This window comes from Rhizobium anhuiense, assembly GCF_003985145.1.
GTDB lineage: Bacteria > Pseudomonadota > Alphaproteobacteria > Rhizobiales > Rhizobiaceae > Rhizobium > Rhizobium anhuiense.
Map to the genome: position 1 here is coordinate 124104 of NZ_ML133526.1, position 13500 is coordinate 137603.

Annotated in this window: 12 protein-coding genes and 1 pseudogene; 2 read left to right on the forward strand and 11 right to left on the reverse strand. The window is 61.6% G+C overall.

The window, feature by feature from the left end; genetic code table 11:
* Nucleotides 1–210 precede the first annotated feature (210 nt).
* Nucleotides 211–1220, forward strand: a pseudogene (locus EEQ99_RS17475) (helix-turn-helix transcriptional regulator).
* A gap of 76 nt (nt 1221–1296) precedes the next feature.
* On the opposite strand, the gene EEQ99_RS17480 reads toward EEQ99_RS17475, so the two are convergent.
* The 10 genes from EEQ99_RS17480 to EEQ99_RS17525 all read right to left on the reverse strand — a co-directional run bounded on the left by EEQ99_RS17480 (nt 1297) and on the right by EEQ99_RS17525 (nt 11360).
* The gene (locus tag EEQ99_RS17480; RefSeq protein WP_127430804.1) at nt 1297–2190 is read right to left on the reverse strand and encodes an amidohydrolase family protein; all 894 of its coding nucleotides are present in this window, start codon (nt 2188–2190) and stop codon (nt 1297–1299) included.
* Between the two features lie 64 nt (nt 2191–2254).
* Nucleotides 2255–3217, reverse strand: coding sequence for a substrate-binding domain-containing protein (locus tag EEQ99_RS17485; protein ID WP_373289101.1), 963 nt, complete (start codon nt 3215–3217; stop codon nt 2255–2257).
* Between the two features lie 66 nt (nt 3218–3283).
* Complete coding sequence (locus EEQ99_RS17490; RefSeq protein WP_127430806.1) at nt 3284–4297, reverse strand: ABC transporter permease; 1014 nt, start codon at nt 4295–4297, stop codon at nt 3284–3286.
* Nucleotides 4294–5784, reverse strand: a complete 1491-nt coding sequence (locus EEQ99_RS17495) for an ATP-binding cassette domain-containing protein (RefSeq protein WP_127430807.1) — start codon at nt 5782–5784, stop codon at nt 4294–4296. Before EEQ99_RS17495 ends, EEQ99_RS17490 begins: the two co-directional genes overlap by 4 nt.
* Before the next feature lie 10 nt (nt 5785–5794).
* Complete coding sequence (locus tag EEQ99_RS17500) at nt 5795–7054, reverse strand: TRAP transporter large permease subunit (protein WP_028756905.1); 1260 nt, start codon at nt 7052–7054, stop codon at nt 5795–5797.
* Entirely contained in the window at nt 7051–7581 is a 531-nt protein-coding gene (locus tag EEQ99_RS17505; protein ID WP_028756906.1) for a TRAP transporter small permease, read from the reverse strand. Before EEQ99_RS17505 ends, EEQ99_RS17500 begins: the two co-directional genes overlap by 4 nt.
* A gap of 29 nt (nt 7582–7610) precedes the next feature.
* Nucleotides 7611–8615, reverse strand: a complete 1005-nt coding sequence (locus EEQ99_RS17510; RefSeq protein WP_028756907.1) for a TRAP transporter substrate-binding protein — start codon at nt 8613–8615, stop codon at nt 7611–7613.
* A gap of 65 nt (nt 8616–8680) precedes the next feature.
* On the reverse strand, nt 8681–9718 hold the full coding sequence (locus tag EEQ99_RS17515) for a transketolase family protein (RefSeq protein WP_028756908.1): 1038 nt from the start codon (nt 9716–9718) through the stop codon (nt 8681–8683).
* Entirely contained in the window at nt 9715–10554 is an 840-nt protein-coding gene (locus EEQ99_RS17520) for a transketolase (RefSeq protein ID WP_028756909.1), read from the reverse strand. The genes EEQ99_RS17515 and EEQ99_RS17520 overlap by 4 nt, the downstream gene beginning before the upstream one ends.
* 44 nt (nt 10555–10598) lie before the next feature.
* Nucleotides 10599–11360 carry an SDR family NAD(P)-dependent oxidoreductase gene (locus EEQ99_RS17525; protein WP_028756910.1) on the reverse strand — a complete coding sequence of 254 codons (762 nt, stop codon included), beginning with the start codon at nt 11358–11360 and terminating at the stop codon, nt 10599–10601.
* 143 nt (nt 11361–11503) lie between these two features.
* On the opposite strand from EEQ99_RS17525, the gene EEQ99_RS17530 reads away from it, so the two are divergent.
* A complete protein-coding gene (locus EEQ99_RS17530; protein WP_028756911.1) occupies nt 11504–12406 on the forward strand; it encodes a LysR substrate-binding domain-containing protein in 903 nt (300 codons plus the stop codon).
* A 57-nt stretch (nt 12407–12463) separates the two neighbouring features.
* Here EEQ99_RS17530 and EEQ99_RS17535 read toward each other — a convergent pair whose 3' ends face one another.
* A complete protein-coding gene (locus EEQ99_RS17535) occupies nt 12464–13498 on the reverse strand; it encodes an L-idonate 5-dehydrogenase (RefSeq protein ID WP_127430808.1) in 1035 nt (344 codons plus the stop codon).
* Nucleotides 13499–13500: the final 2 nt, after the last annotated feature.

Here is a 13500-nt window from a genome sequence, read left to right on the forward strand (position 1 = left end):
GATTGCTGACGCCGTGGTGGAGGTTAAGCCGACGATCTTCTTCAGATTCGGCAGCTCACGGCGATGCGCAAGAGTGGGTCAGACAGCCGCGCCGATAGCTTGGCGTCCGCGGCACAAATTTTGCTTCTCGAATTCCCGGAAGACGGCCGGGACAAATCCATGCCGTTTCTTTCTGCATTTGCTCAATATTTGATCGGCCACTGATTTCGAATGCCAGAGAATACGCCAGTAGATTTTTCACCGAGCTTTGAGGGTTCAACGTTCGAATATATGGTCGAAGCCTTCACCGGGAGCTTCGGTCCCTTTGATGCATGGCGTACCGGTCGGGAGCAGGCTATCAGCTGGAAGACGGGCTTCTGGACCGATGGCACGCTATCCCTTGTCAGTGGCCAATATTCGTACGAATGGAGCGTAAAAGCGGCCCCCGAAACGGCGGAATGGCTGTCGGTCATCCTTGTGCGCTCCGGAGCTATCGATTTGGCGCTTGGCCGGACCGTCATCGAAGGAACAGCTGGGCGCTTGCTGTTGGTGAATAATCGCGAGGCCGACCGCTTTTCCGTCCGGGGAACGCCGCATCAGTCCGACGTGCTTCGCCTGGATTGGAAAGTGATTGCGCAGACCGCCGCCGCAATATTGGAGACGCCGCTGATCGGGACATTGCGGTTGGCGCCGACCATCGATCTTTCGACGCCGGCCGGCCAACTCGTCAGAGGACTGGCTCAAACGATCATCAACGGGGTGCGGAACAACGGGCCGCTCATTCATTCTCCGATTGCCGTGTCGCACCTGACCCAAGCCTTTGCCAATCTGGTCTTGCGCTCTATCCCGCATCGGTTCTCACATCTGCTCGAGAGGAAAGTGCATTTGCCCGCGCCGCGGCATATACGCTGCGCCGTTGAATTCATGCATGCGAACGTCGGCGAGCCCATTACCATGCAGAATGTAGCCGAGGCCTCAGGCGTCTCTCCATTCGTGCGCTTGAGGGAGGGTTTCGTACGTTCAAGGGAACGACCCCGTCAGCCTACTTGCGCGCGATGCGCTTGCGAGCGGCCCGAGAAGATCTTCTCGACCCTTCCAACCGACAATTGCTGCGGGACATATGCCTGAAATGGGGTTTCTTTCATTTCGGCCGATTTGCTGCCAGCTACAGGACCGCTTTCGGGGAAACACCATCGGAAACGAGAAGGCGATCCAATGGTGAGCGCATGTCAGGCCTCTGAGACCTTAGAGCCGCAAGACGGCACGAGACTTCAAGGACGAATGAGCAGGATCGAGAAGTGCGCTCTCGGGCTGAATTCAGATCCGATAAAAGCGCGCAGCATTGTCGTGAAAGACAGCGCGGCGCTCCCCTTCCGTATAAGTCCTTGTGATTTCCTTGAACGCATTCCAGATCCTCTCATAGCTTGAAAACAGCTTGTCGACCGGAAAGTTCGACGCGAACATGCATCGATCTGTTCCGAACAAAGTGATCGCCTCCTCCACATAGGGTCGGATCGAGCTGGTCGTCCAGGTCCAGTCCCCCATCCCAAGTCCAGAGATCTTGCATGCGATGTTCGGCGCCTGAGACAAGGCCTTCATCCCCTTCCGCCAGCCCTCGAAGTGATCAGGTCCGTCTACCTGCATGCCTGTGTGATTGAGGATGATCTGAACATCAGGAAAGTCGCGGGCAAGTTCGAGGAACTCCTCCATCTGCCAATAGTAAAGCTGCAGATCGAAGCTGAGTTCCCGTCGTGCCAGTTCCTTGAATCCTCGCCGCCATTCCGGGGTGCGGCTTACTTCCGGCACGGTCAAATAGGTCTTGGCGGGATCGTCGTGGAAGTTCATCGACTGTCGAATGCCTCGGAAATTGGCAAACTGCATGTGCTCGTCGAGCAGCCTGCCAACGTCGGGTTTGCGCAGGTCCGCATATCCGACAATGCCATGGGGAAAGCCGTGTTGGTCCGCAACGCCCTGAAGCCAGCGCGTTTCACCAGCCGGATCCCTGGGGTCGTAGCCGACGTCGAGATGCACCGCTTTCACGAGGTTCTGGTTCTTGGCGTCGGCGAGATAGTCGCCGATCAGATAAGTCTGGTTGATTGCCGTATAGTCGCCGAAGGCCGAGGGCTTCACACCGTCGGACAGCCATGGATAGTAGTTGTTTTTCAGGTCCCACAGATGGAAGTGGGGATCGATGATGGGAAGGTCGTCCATTCGTTCGTTTCCATGGTCGCTGGAGATTGGCGCAGGAGTGTCGCCGGGGCGGCACTCCGTCTGGTCAGTTGCTCGGCGGGAAGACGCGCGCGATGACGGCCTTGGCTTCCGGAGAGTCCATCTTGTCGGCCGTCACAAGCGGCATGACCAGCGCAAGGTCCTTGGATACCGGTGCACCGGTCAGCGCGTTGTAGACCTGCTGGGTCCCGTCGATGCCCTGCCCCACCGCTTCCTGGAAGAAGATGCCCTGGATGGCGTTGGACTTCAGCAGCGCGATCGTGGTCGGACTCCCGTCGGCGACGGCGATGCCGACCTTGCCGGTCTGTCCGCGGGTTTGAAGAACCTTCGCAGCACCCGTCCCGGCCTCGTCATACATGCCGTAGATCGCCTTGATGTCGGGATGGGCCGTCAGCATATCGTTCGCCTGCGTGACGGCCTCATTGACCGTCAGGCCGCGGGTTTCCAGCATCTGCGCAAGTTCGCAACCGTCGGCCTTGAAGGACTCCTCGGCACCTTTCAGGTACTTCTGAGCATTCTCTCGGTCCTGCGGCAGCGACAGCACTCCCACCTGGTTTCCCCCTCGCTCCTTTGCAAGCTTGCACACGAAGCTGCCCTGCGCCTTGCCGGTCTCATAGTTGTTCGCCGTGACTGCAGAGGTGTAGTCGGTCTGGCCGGGCTGAGGCCCGATACCGGCAAACGAAACGGGAATGTTCTGGGACTTCAGATAGGCGAGCAGCGGCGGCGTGCTGGTCGAGCTCACCGGGCCGATGACGACCGCGCTGACGCCCTTGGTGACGGCGGTGCGCGCATTGTCCATCTGCTTGGCCGGGGAGTTCTCGGACGTGTACTCGACGTAGTCCATCCCGAGCTCCTTGGCCTTCTCCTTCACGCCATAACCGACCCACTGCCAATAGGAGATATCAAGCGACGGCGCGAGATAGGCGACGGTCTTCTTATCCTGCGCGTGGACAGAACCCGCCAGTCCGATGCCGACGGCGACCAGACCGAACACCAGGGTGCGGCTCATTTCAGATATTGATTTCATGTCTTTCCCTCCTCCTCATTGAGCCGGTATACAACCGGCTGCTGGTTGTCAGCCCGCACTGCGCCGGGCCTTGCCGAAGCGGTCGATGAGGACCGCGATCAGGATGGCAAGGCCGGTGACGGAGCCCTGCCAGAAACTGTTGATGCCGATGAGATTGACGCCGTTCTGGATCACCGTGATCATCAGTGCGCCGAGGACGGCGCCGACCGCGGTTCCCGTGCCGCCGAGAAGGCTCGCCCCGCCGATCACCACGGCCGCGATCGCCTGAAGCATCAGACTGGCGCCGGCCGTCGATTCCGCGTTCAGGATATAGGAAATCGTCAGCAGTCCCGAAAAGGACGACAGAAGGGACGAAGCGACATAGGCGAAGAACTTTGTGCGTTTGACCGGGATGCCCAGCAGATAGGCGGCCGCAGCGCTGCTGCCCACGGCGTAGAACCAGCGCCCGGCGACGACCTTCTTCAGGAAGATCTCGATGGTGACCAGCAGGACGACACAGAACAGGATGTAGTTCGGCATGCCAGGCACGATGCTGCCGGCATTGAGCAGCCAGTAATCGGGATCCGGGATCGGCATGGAGCGGCCATTGGTGACGATGAAGGCGAGCGACCCCGCGACGGCGAAGGTGATCAGGGTGACCACGAACGGCGCAAGGCCCGCGACCGTGACCAGTAAGCCGTTGATGGAGCCGAAGAGGAGTCCGACGGCGAGACCGGCGAGGCTGGAGGTGATCCCGCCGCAGCCGCTTGCCATGACCTGCGCCGTCACCATGCCGGTCAGCGAAAAGACCGAGCCGACGGACAGATCGATGCCACCGGTTATGACCACCAGGAGGACACCGAGCGACATGATGATCAGCGGCGCACCCGCCTGGGTGATGTTCGAAAAATTCCCCCAGCTCAGCGCCTGGGGAACCTGCGACGCGACGGCAAGACCTAGGATGACCATTGCCACTGCGATCGCGATTTCCGTCCGGTATGCACTGAGGAGACTGTCGCGATTTCTGGTGGCCTGTGGAGACGGCTCCACTGCGCGTGCCTCTTCTGTCGATGTTGGAATCATGTCGCCATTCCTGTCAGTTCTGCGAGCCTGTCCTCGCTCATGTCCTGCCGTTCGATGATGCCGGAGGCGCAACCCTCGGTGTCGAATGCAACGATCCGGTCGCATACTTCGAGGAGCTCGGCATTCTCGGTCGACCACCACACGATGATCGTTCCCGTCGACGCCATCTGCCGGATAAGCTGGTAGATTTCCTTCTTGGTGCGGATATCGACACCCCGCGTCGGCTCTTCGAGCACAAGCAGGCTCGACGGCAAGCCGAGCCACCGTGCCAGAAGCAACTTCTGCTGGGTACCGCCGCTCAGCGTTGCGGGTAGATCCCAGATCGAGGCGGCTTTCACACTGAGAGCCTGCAGCAAGTCCACGCATTCCAGGCGTTCGCGACCTGAGATGAACGTGGCACCCCGGACAACCCGGCGCGACGCCAGCACGTTGTCAACGATCGGAAGGCTGTGAAGAATACCCTTGTGGGTCCGGTCGCCAGTGACAAAACCGGCGCCGGCCGCAGCCGCCCTCCTAGGAGAGGCGAAGCGCTCTGGCCAACCCGCGCGCGACACCGTCCAACGCTTCGCCTGAGCGGCTCCGACCAGGGCCGAGATCAGCGTCGCGGGACCGGCGGGCGCGCCCGCCACTCCAAGGATCGTCCCGGGAGAAAGCGTGATCTCGAGATCCGCCTCCCGGATCGACAGCGGCTCTCCCTTCATTCCGTTCCGGTCCACGGCCGCGCTCGACGCAGAATGCGACGCAGCGACCTGCCCCATCTTCTCGATGATCGCGACATCGGAAAGTTCGGAAAGCGCCAAGCGGTCGACGATGGTGCGGCCATCGCGGATGATCGTGCAGACGTCCGCGATCTGACGGATTTCCTTCATCCGGTGCGACACGAAGACGACGGACAGCCCTGTCTCGCGGGTCAAACGGCGGAGCACGGAAAACAAGCGGCTCGTCTCGGCGGCCGTCAAGTTCGCCGTCGGCTCGTCGAGAAGAATGAGTTCGGCGCCTGACGAAAGCGCTCGGGCAATCTCGACCATCTGGCCCTCGTGAAGGCTGAGGTCTTCCACGAGCCGGTGCAGGGATCTGGCTGCGAACTCCGGATCGATCATCGCCAAAGCTTCGAACGCCTTCTCGATCGACAGCCTTTTTTTCACCGCCGCGAAACCCCTGCGGTAGTGCGGTAAGGTGATGTTCTCGGCGACGCTAAGGTGGGGAAGAAGGGCAAGCTCCTGATGGACGACCGCTACCCTGGCGCGGCCCTCGGCATCGGTGCGCGGCGCCCCACTCGGATCGAAGAAGCTAATGTCGCCGTCCCCTTTCGAGGCCGACCCCGTGATGATGTGGATCATCGTCGACTTGCCGGCACCGTTACCCCCGAGCAGAGCGTGGATCTCGCCACGCGCCACGGAGAAGTCGACGCCCTTGAGAACCGACGTCGCCCCATACGACTTCGTCAGTCCCTTGACGCTGACAACCGGATTTCGCGTCTCGACCATGATCCCGCCCTCAGTAGATCGTCAGAGCCGGGATGAAGCTGACGGCGAGCAGCAGCAGCATCGCCATCCCGAAATACGGCCACAGCTCGCTGGTCGTCGCCCCAAGCGGCGCCTTGGCGATCGACGACGAGATAAAGAGCGTCGTGCCGATGGGCGGGGTGTAGAGCCCGATGCCGAGATTGATCACCATCATCAGGCCGAGTTGCACCCGGTCGAGACCGATCGCATCGGCAAGGGGCACGAAGATCGGCCCCAGCAGCAGTATGGCAGGCGGCATGTCCAAAGGCATCCCGACGATCAGCATCAGAATGTTCATCATCAGGATGATGACGACGGGACTGGAAATGTGGGTCGCCACCCACTCGGCCATCTGCTGCGGCGCCTGGTCGAAGGTCAGCACCCAGCCGACGGCCGCACTTCCCATGATGACGAGCATGACCACGCCGGTCGCGACCCCGGCTTCCACCATGTTGTCGCAGAAGCGCTTCCAGGTGAGGTCCCGGTAGAACAGCAGGCTGAGCAGCAGCGAGTAGACCACTGAAAGGACCGAGACCTCCGTCGGCGTTGCAAAACCGAAACGCAGGAGGACAACAATCAGAATGGGTAGGACCACCGCCGGGAAGCTCTGAACGGCAAGCTTGGCCAGGTCCCGCTTCCGAACCTTGACGGCCTGCGCTTCGTAGCCCCGCCGCACGGAGATGAACCAGCAGACGAAAATGAAGCTGAGCGCCATGATCAACCCGGGCAGGATTCCGGAGATGAACAGGTCGCCGATGCTGACGCCGCTGATCAGGGCATAAAGGATCATCGGGATCGACGGTGGGATGAGGACGTCGATGACCGCGGAGGTTGCGTTGTTGGCCGCGCAAAGGGCCGGCGGAAAGCCTTGGCGCTTCTGCCAGGGAATGAGGACGGATCCGAGAGCGCTCGCATTGGCCACCGCCGAACCGGACACCCCACCGAAGACGACGGAGGAGACGACGGTGGTCGAAAGTGGCCCGCCGCGCCAGCGCTGCATGGCGCGGGACGCCAGTTCGAGAAGCTGGCGGCCGAGCTCGCCGCCGAGCATCAGGGTTCCAGCGAGCATGAAGAACGGCAGCGCAAGCATCGGAAAGGATTGCGTCTGGTCGTAGACCTGTTGCGCCACCACCGACAAAGGGACGTAGCCGTTGAACAGCACTCCAAGGCCGGCCGCGATGATCAGGGCATAGCCGACCGGAACGGCCAGCACCATGAGAACGCAGAAGGAGATGATCATGACAAGGGTCATAGCGGCATCTCCCCGGATCCGATCACCGTCCGGTGCCCCCAGCCGAGGCGCAAGACACGTAGCGTTGCCGAAACGGTCACGATCGACACCAGAAGCGCACCGATAGCGAGCGCGTAATATCCGATACTGTTGGGCAGCTGCAGGACCGGGCTGTGCTCGACGCCTGCGATCTCGGCGACCACGACGGCCTGATAGCCGAGCACGAGGAAGGCTGCCACGCTGATGGCGTTCGCGATCACGAAGGCGGCGATCCGCGAGCGCCCCTCAAGCTGGTCGTACAGCCACTCGACCGCCATGTGTCCACCCGCCTGCGCGGCGATGACGATTCCCGCCAGGATGAAGAGCGGGAAGATCAGCAGCGGCAGTTCCTGGGCGAAAGAGAAGCCGCCGCTCTGCAGCGTGTAGCGGGCAAGCACATTGGCAGTCGTCACCACGGTCAGCGCAATGCCGCTGGCAATGATGATGAAACGGGACAGCGCAACGATGGCGCCGGCCGTCGTGTCGACGGCCTTCAGCACGTTTTCCATAGATGACTCCGCGTCATGGCAAAGGCCGGTCAGGCCTTTGCCTCCGCTTCAACCTTGCTGACGAAATCGCCGAAGGGCTTTTTCTTCCAGCTCTCGGCGACAGCGGCGGTCGCCTTCACGAAGGCTTCCCGATCCACGTCCACGACTTCGATCGCCGTGTTCTTCCTGAAGGCGCCGAGAACTTCGGACGCCTTCTCATTCGACAGCGTCCGCTGCAGCGCTCCCGCCTCCTTCGCCGCCGCCTTGACGGCGTCGAGGTCGGCGCCGAGCCGGGCCTCGGCGATCTTCGACATCAGGAAGGGCGTCGACTCCCACTTATGTGCCGTCAGGCTGATGAACCTGTTGACCTCGTGGAGCTTCGAGCTCTCGATGTTGGCGAGCGGGTTTTCCTGTCCGTCGACCACGCCTTGCTGCAGGGCGATATACAACTCGCCGAACGCGATCTGTTCCGTGCCGGCTCCAAGAGCTTGGAAGATGTCGATCGTCATCGGATCCGCGGGCGTGCGTATCTTCAGGCCGGCGAGATCGTTCGGGGCGGCGACCTTGCGTTTGGAATTCGTCAGGTGGCGAATTCCGTTGTCCCACCAGTCCAACGGTACGACGCCGACGGCTTCGAAACGCTTGTTCAGATCCTCACCGACCGGACCGCCGAGAACTTGGATCGCTTTCTCGGTATCGCCGAAAAGAAACGGCAGACCAAGCGCGGCAAGCTCCGGCACGATTGCCGAGGTGGCGCCCTGGCTGTTTGCAGTAAAATCCAGTGCACCGGTGCGCAGGCTGGTAAGCATCGCCGAGTCGCTGCCGAGCGTCTCAGCACCCGCGACGTTGATCTTCACACGGCCGTCGGTCTTCTGAGCCACGAGCTCGGCGAATTTGGCGGCGGCGACTGTCCGGGGATTGCCTGGAGCAGCGCCGTGACCCAATGTCAGTGCCGTGCCTGCCTGCGCCGGACGCACGGTCGTAAGAAGTGCGGGGGCAGCCAGGGCTGCCGCCGTCGCTACCAGAAATCTGCGTCTGTTGGTCTGCAAGCTCATCTTCTCCTCCATTATGTGCTCCCATCAGAACTCGGCTCTCCTCCTGAAAGAACCGAGTCCCGTCCCTATGTTCCCAGCCAGGACTTGATCGACGACGTCACGCGACTGGTCGCCAGACCGTATTGGTCGTGGAGCGTCGGCAGCGCGCCGGCCTCCAGGAATTGGTCCGGCAATGCGATCTGCCGGAATGCGGCAGGCGCGACGCCGGCACGCAGCAGCGTGCCCGCCACGGCCTCTCCTAGGCCCCCGATGACAGTGTGGTTCTCCGCCACGACGACCAGGCGGCCGCTCTTGCGGCACTCCGTCAGAATGGCTTCCTCGTCCAAAGGCTTGATGGTCGGCACGTGAAGCACCGCCGCGTCGACGCCGTCCTTGCGAAGCTCCTTTGCCGCCTCGAGGGCGCGCATCGTCATCAGCCCCGACGATATGATCAGGGTGTCGCGGCCATCCCGCAGGAGTTTCGCCTTTCCGAGTTCGAACTTGTAATCATATTCGTCCAGCACGAGGGGAACGTTGCCGCGCAGGAGCCGCATATAGACAGGCCCCTTGTAGGCGGAGATCGCCGGCACCGCCTGCTCGATCTCGAGCGCGTCGCAGGGGTCGATGATCGTCAGGTTCGGCATGCCGCGGAACATGGCGATGTCTTCGGTGGCTTGATGGCTTGGCCCGTAGCCCGTGGTCAAGCCAGGCAATGCGCAGACGATCTTGACGTCGAGCATCTCCTCGGCGATCGCCAGGCAGATGAAGTCATATGCGCGCCGGGAAGCGAAGACCGCATAGGTAGTGACCCATGGCTGAAAGCCTTCACGCGCCATGCCCGCGGCCGACATCATCAGCAGCTGTTCGGCCATTCCCATCTGGTAGAAGCGGTCGGGATGCGCCGCTCGGAAGACATGAAGATCGGTGTATTTTGCGAGGTCCGCCGACATGCCGACGATCCGCTCATCCTTTTCCGCGAGCGCCGCCAGCGTCTTTCCAAATGGAGCCGGCTTCGTCGGCTGGTCGGCGCTCGCGATCGAGGCGATCATCGCCGAGGTCGTCAGCCGCGGCCGGTCGCTTCCCTGCGAAAGATGAGTTGGGCGTATGTATTTCGAGCGCCTCATGCTTCAACTCCCGCATCGATGATCCTGATTGCCTCGGCCCACTCGTCTGCCTCTACCCGGAGGAAGTGATTGCGCTCGCGAGCCTCGAGGAACGGGACACCTTTCGCCATTTTCGTGTCGCATATGATGATGCGCGGCTCCGGCCCGGCGTGAGTGCGCGCGGCGTCGAATGCCTTGACCAGCGCGCTGATATCGTTGCCGTCGATCCGTTGGACGAACCAACCGAAGGCTTCGAACTTCGGAGCGAGCGGCTCGAAATTCAGGACGCCGAGCGAAGGGCCGTCCGCCTGCATCTGGTTGACGTCGACGATCCCGATAAGGTTGTCGAGCTTGTAAGAGCCGGCCGACATCGCCGCCTCCCAGGTCGAGCCTTCGTCGAGCTCGCCGTCGGAAAAGAGGTTGTATACGAAGGATTGCGACTTCTTGCGTTTGAGGGCGAGGCACATGCCGACGGCGATGCCGAGCCCGTGCCCAAGAGAGCCGCCGGTGATTTCCATGCCCGGCGTGTAGGCGGCCATTCCAGACATCGGCAGCCTGCTTTCGTCGGTGCCGTATGTCTCCAATTCGTCCTCGGGGATGATCTTCGCCTCAATAAGGGCGGCATAGAGCGCGATCGCGTAATGTCCGATCGAAAGCAGGAACCTGTCGCGGCCCTCCCATTCCGGGTCCTCCGACCGGTAGTTTGTGGCGTGGAAGTAGGCAACGGCGAGCACATCAGCCACGCCGAGGGCTTGGGCGATGTAACCCTGGCCTTGGACTTCGCCCATCCGCAGGGCGTTGCGGCGAATTCGTCGCGCGCGCTCGGTAAGGCTGATGTTATGACCAATCTGGCTCATTCTTGAAAAACGCCTTTCAAAGACACCGGAATTCCATTCGCCGATCAGTGGATCAGCATGCCGCCATTGACGTCGATCACGGCGCCGGTGACATAGGCGGACAGGTCGGATGCCAGGAACAGATAGATGTTGGCGACGTCGCTCGCTTCACCGAGCCGGCTCAAAGGAATGCCCTTGATGATATCAACCCGCATCTGGTCAGTAAGCTTTCCGCCGGTGATATCGGTCTGGATCAGTCCCGGTGTGACAGAGTTCACGCGGATGCCCGCAGGGCCGAATTCGCGAGCCATTGCCTTCGCGAGCCCGAGAACACCGGCCTTGGCCGCCGAATAATGTGGCCCGCCAAAAATCCCGCCGCCGCGTTGGGCCGAAACGGAAGACATGCATGCAATCGAGCCGCCGCCTTGGTCGCGCATCTGCGGAATGAAGGCCTGGCTGAGAAAGAGTACGCCGGTCATGTTCACCGCGACGATGCGATGCCAATCCGCTTCGGAAATTTCCAGCGTCGCGACAGGCTGCGTTATACCGGCATTGTTGATCAGAGCGTCGACGCGTCCGAACGTTGCAACCACCGCGTCGGCGGAAGCCTGGCAGGACGCCTTGTCGGCCACATCGCAACGCAGACCGATGTGGTCACCGCCGGCAACGGTCGGCAGGGTGGCGGCAGCTTCCTTGGCTGCGCCAGCGTCGATGTCGAGGATTGCCACTCTGGCCCCGTGTTCGGCGAAAAGCTGCGCGGTTGCACGGCCGATACCGCGCCTGCTTGCCGCGCCCGAAATGACCGCGGTCTTTCCTTCCAAAAGCATATGATCTCCTCCTGACGCTCTCCCGGCGTCCGGTTCTCTTCCCCGCAGCGATCGTCACTGCGACGGCCATAGTTCTGGCCGAACGGAGAGGAGTCATCAAACGCCAAGTTTACATCAGTAGGTGAATCTGTTTCACTAATCGCATGCTCAATACGATCTCGCTTTCCGCCATGCGAATATTCGAAGCAGCCGCCAGGCTCGGTTCGTTTCGCCGTGCGGCAGAGGAGCTGAACCTGTCTCCGAGCGCTGTCAGCCATGCTATCGTGCGGTTGGAAAGCGATCTGGGGGCGAGTCTTTTCGAACGCAACACAAGAAGCATTGCACTGACGCTTGCAGGTCAGACGCTGCTGCTGCACGCGTCGAACGCCTTCGAAGAGCTGCGGCGCGGTGTTGAACTCATTTCATCCAAAAAGGCTCAACTCCTGCGACTGCACTGTGCGCCGAGCTTCGCCGCACAAGTCCTTTCGCCGCGTCTGCCGGGTTTTCTCAAGGAGAATCCCGGCATCGAAGTAAGGGTGGCCGCCAGTACTAACTATGCCCGTTTCGTCGACAATCTGTTCGACGCGGACATCGTCTATGGCGAGCCGCAAAACCGCGACGATCTCATCGTGATCCCGTTGGGTGAGGAGCTTGTCTTTCCAATGTGCTCGCCGGAGGTAGCGCAGCGCCTCAAGTCTCCGCGCGACCTGCTGCGCCATCCCCTGATCAGAAGCGACCTGAAAAGGATACAGTGGATCGACTGGTTCGAAGCCAATCAGATCGGCTCTCCGCCACCGCCCGCGATGAGTTTCGACAGAAGCTTTCTTGCCCTGGACGCTGCCGTGAACAGCCTGGGCGTGGCGCTCGAATCCAACATCCTCGCCGCTCGCGAGCTCGAAAGTGGAAAGCTCGTGCGGCCCTTTTCGGCAGGGTCCCGCGACAACAGGTACATAGGACATTACCTTGCCTATCCGAAGACCGGCACGCAGCGGCGACTGGCCCGAATTTTCGCAGATTGGCTCATACAGAACATGCACCGTTCGACCGCAGCCGCAACAACCTTGTGAGGTTCGGCGGCTCGGCTTCGATCGAGATCGTCGTCCGCGACGGACGCCGTGCCGCGCTTAAAAGGTGAGCTGCACCTTGCAGGCGGACGCGCGGTCGCCGGCGAGGATGAAGGCTGCGGTGGCTTGTTCGAGCGGCAGGCTGTGGCTGATGATCGGCCGGACATCGATCTTGCGGCTGGAGATCAGATCGACGGCGGTTGCAAATTCCTCGTGGAAACGCTGGGTTCCGTGGAGTTGAAGCTCCTTGCCGACGATGGCATTGAGAGGGATCGGGACGTCTCCCGAGACGCCGACCTGCACGATCGTTCCGCGCGGCCTGATGGTGGCAATCGCGCTGCGGATTGCCGGGGCGGCGGCCGAGCATTCGAAGACGAGATCGAAATAGCCCTTTCCCGCCTCGAATCCGGCAAGCGCCTGGGCATCCTTGGCAACATTGTACGTGCGGCTGGCGCCCATCGCCTTGGCCCTGGTGAGCGCCGCATCCGCGAGATCGGTGACCACAACCTCGCTCGCACCATGATAACAGGCGACGGCAACCATCAGGGCGCCGATCGGGCCGGCTCCGGTGATCAGGACGCGTTTGCCGGCGATATCTCCTGCACGCGATGCGGCGTGCAGGCAGACGGAGAGCGGCTCGCTACAGGCCGCCTCTGCGGCAGTTGTCGCAACTCCGACCGCAAAGCACTGCCTGGCCGGCACCACCAGCCATTCCCGGAACATGCCCTGCTCATGCGGTAGGCGCATTGCGCTGCCCATGAAGCGCATTTCCAGGCAGTGGATCGGCATTGCCTTGTGGCAATATTCGCAATGTCCGCAAGGTTGGCTGGGATTGACCGCCACCAGCGTACCGGCTTTCAGATCGACGCCTTCGCCTGCTTGGCTCACCGTTCCCGCTGCCTCGTGGCCCGGGATGATCGGCTCGCGAACCCTGACCGGCCCGAAGCCGCCGTCCTGATAGTAGTGCAGGTCGGAACCGCAGATGCCTGCGGCCGCCATTTTGAGGAGCACCTCGCCGGGACCGAGAGCTGCAACCGCGGCGGTCTCGATTCTGAGATCGCCCTTTTGGTAGAGCCGAGCCACACGTGTCCGCATCT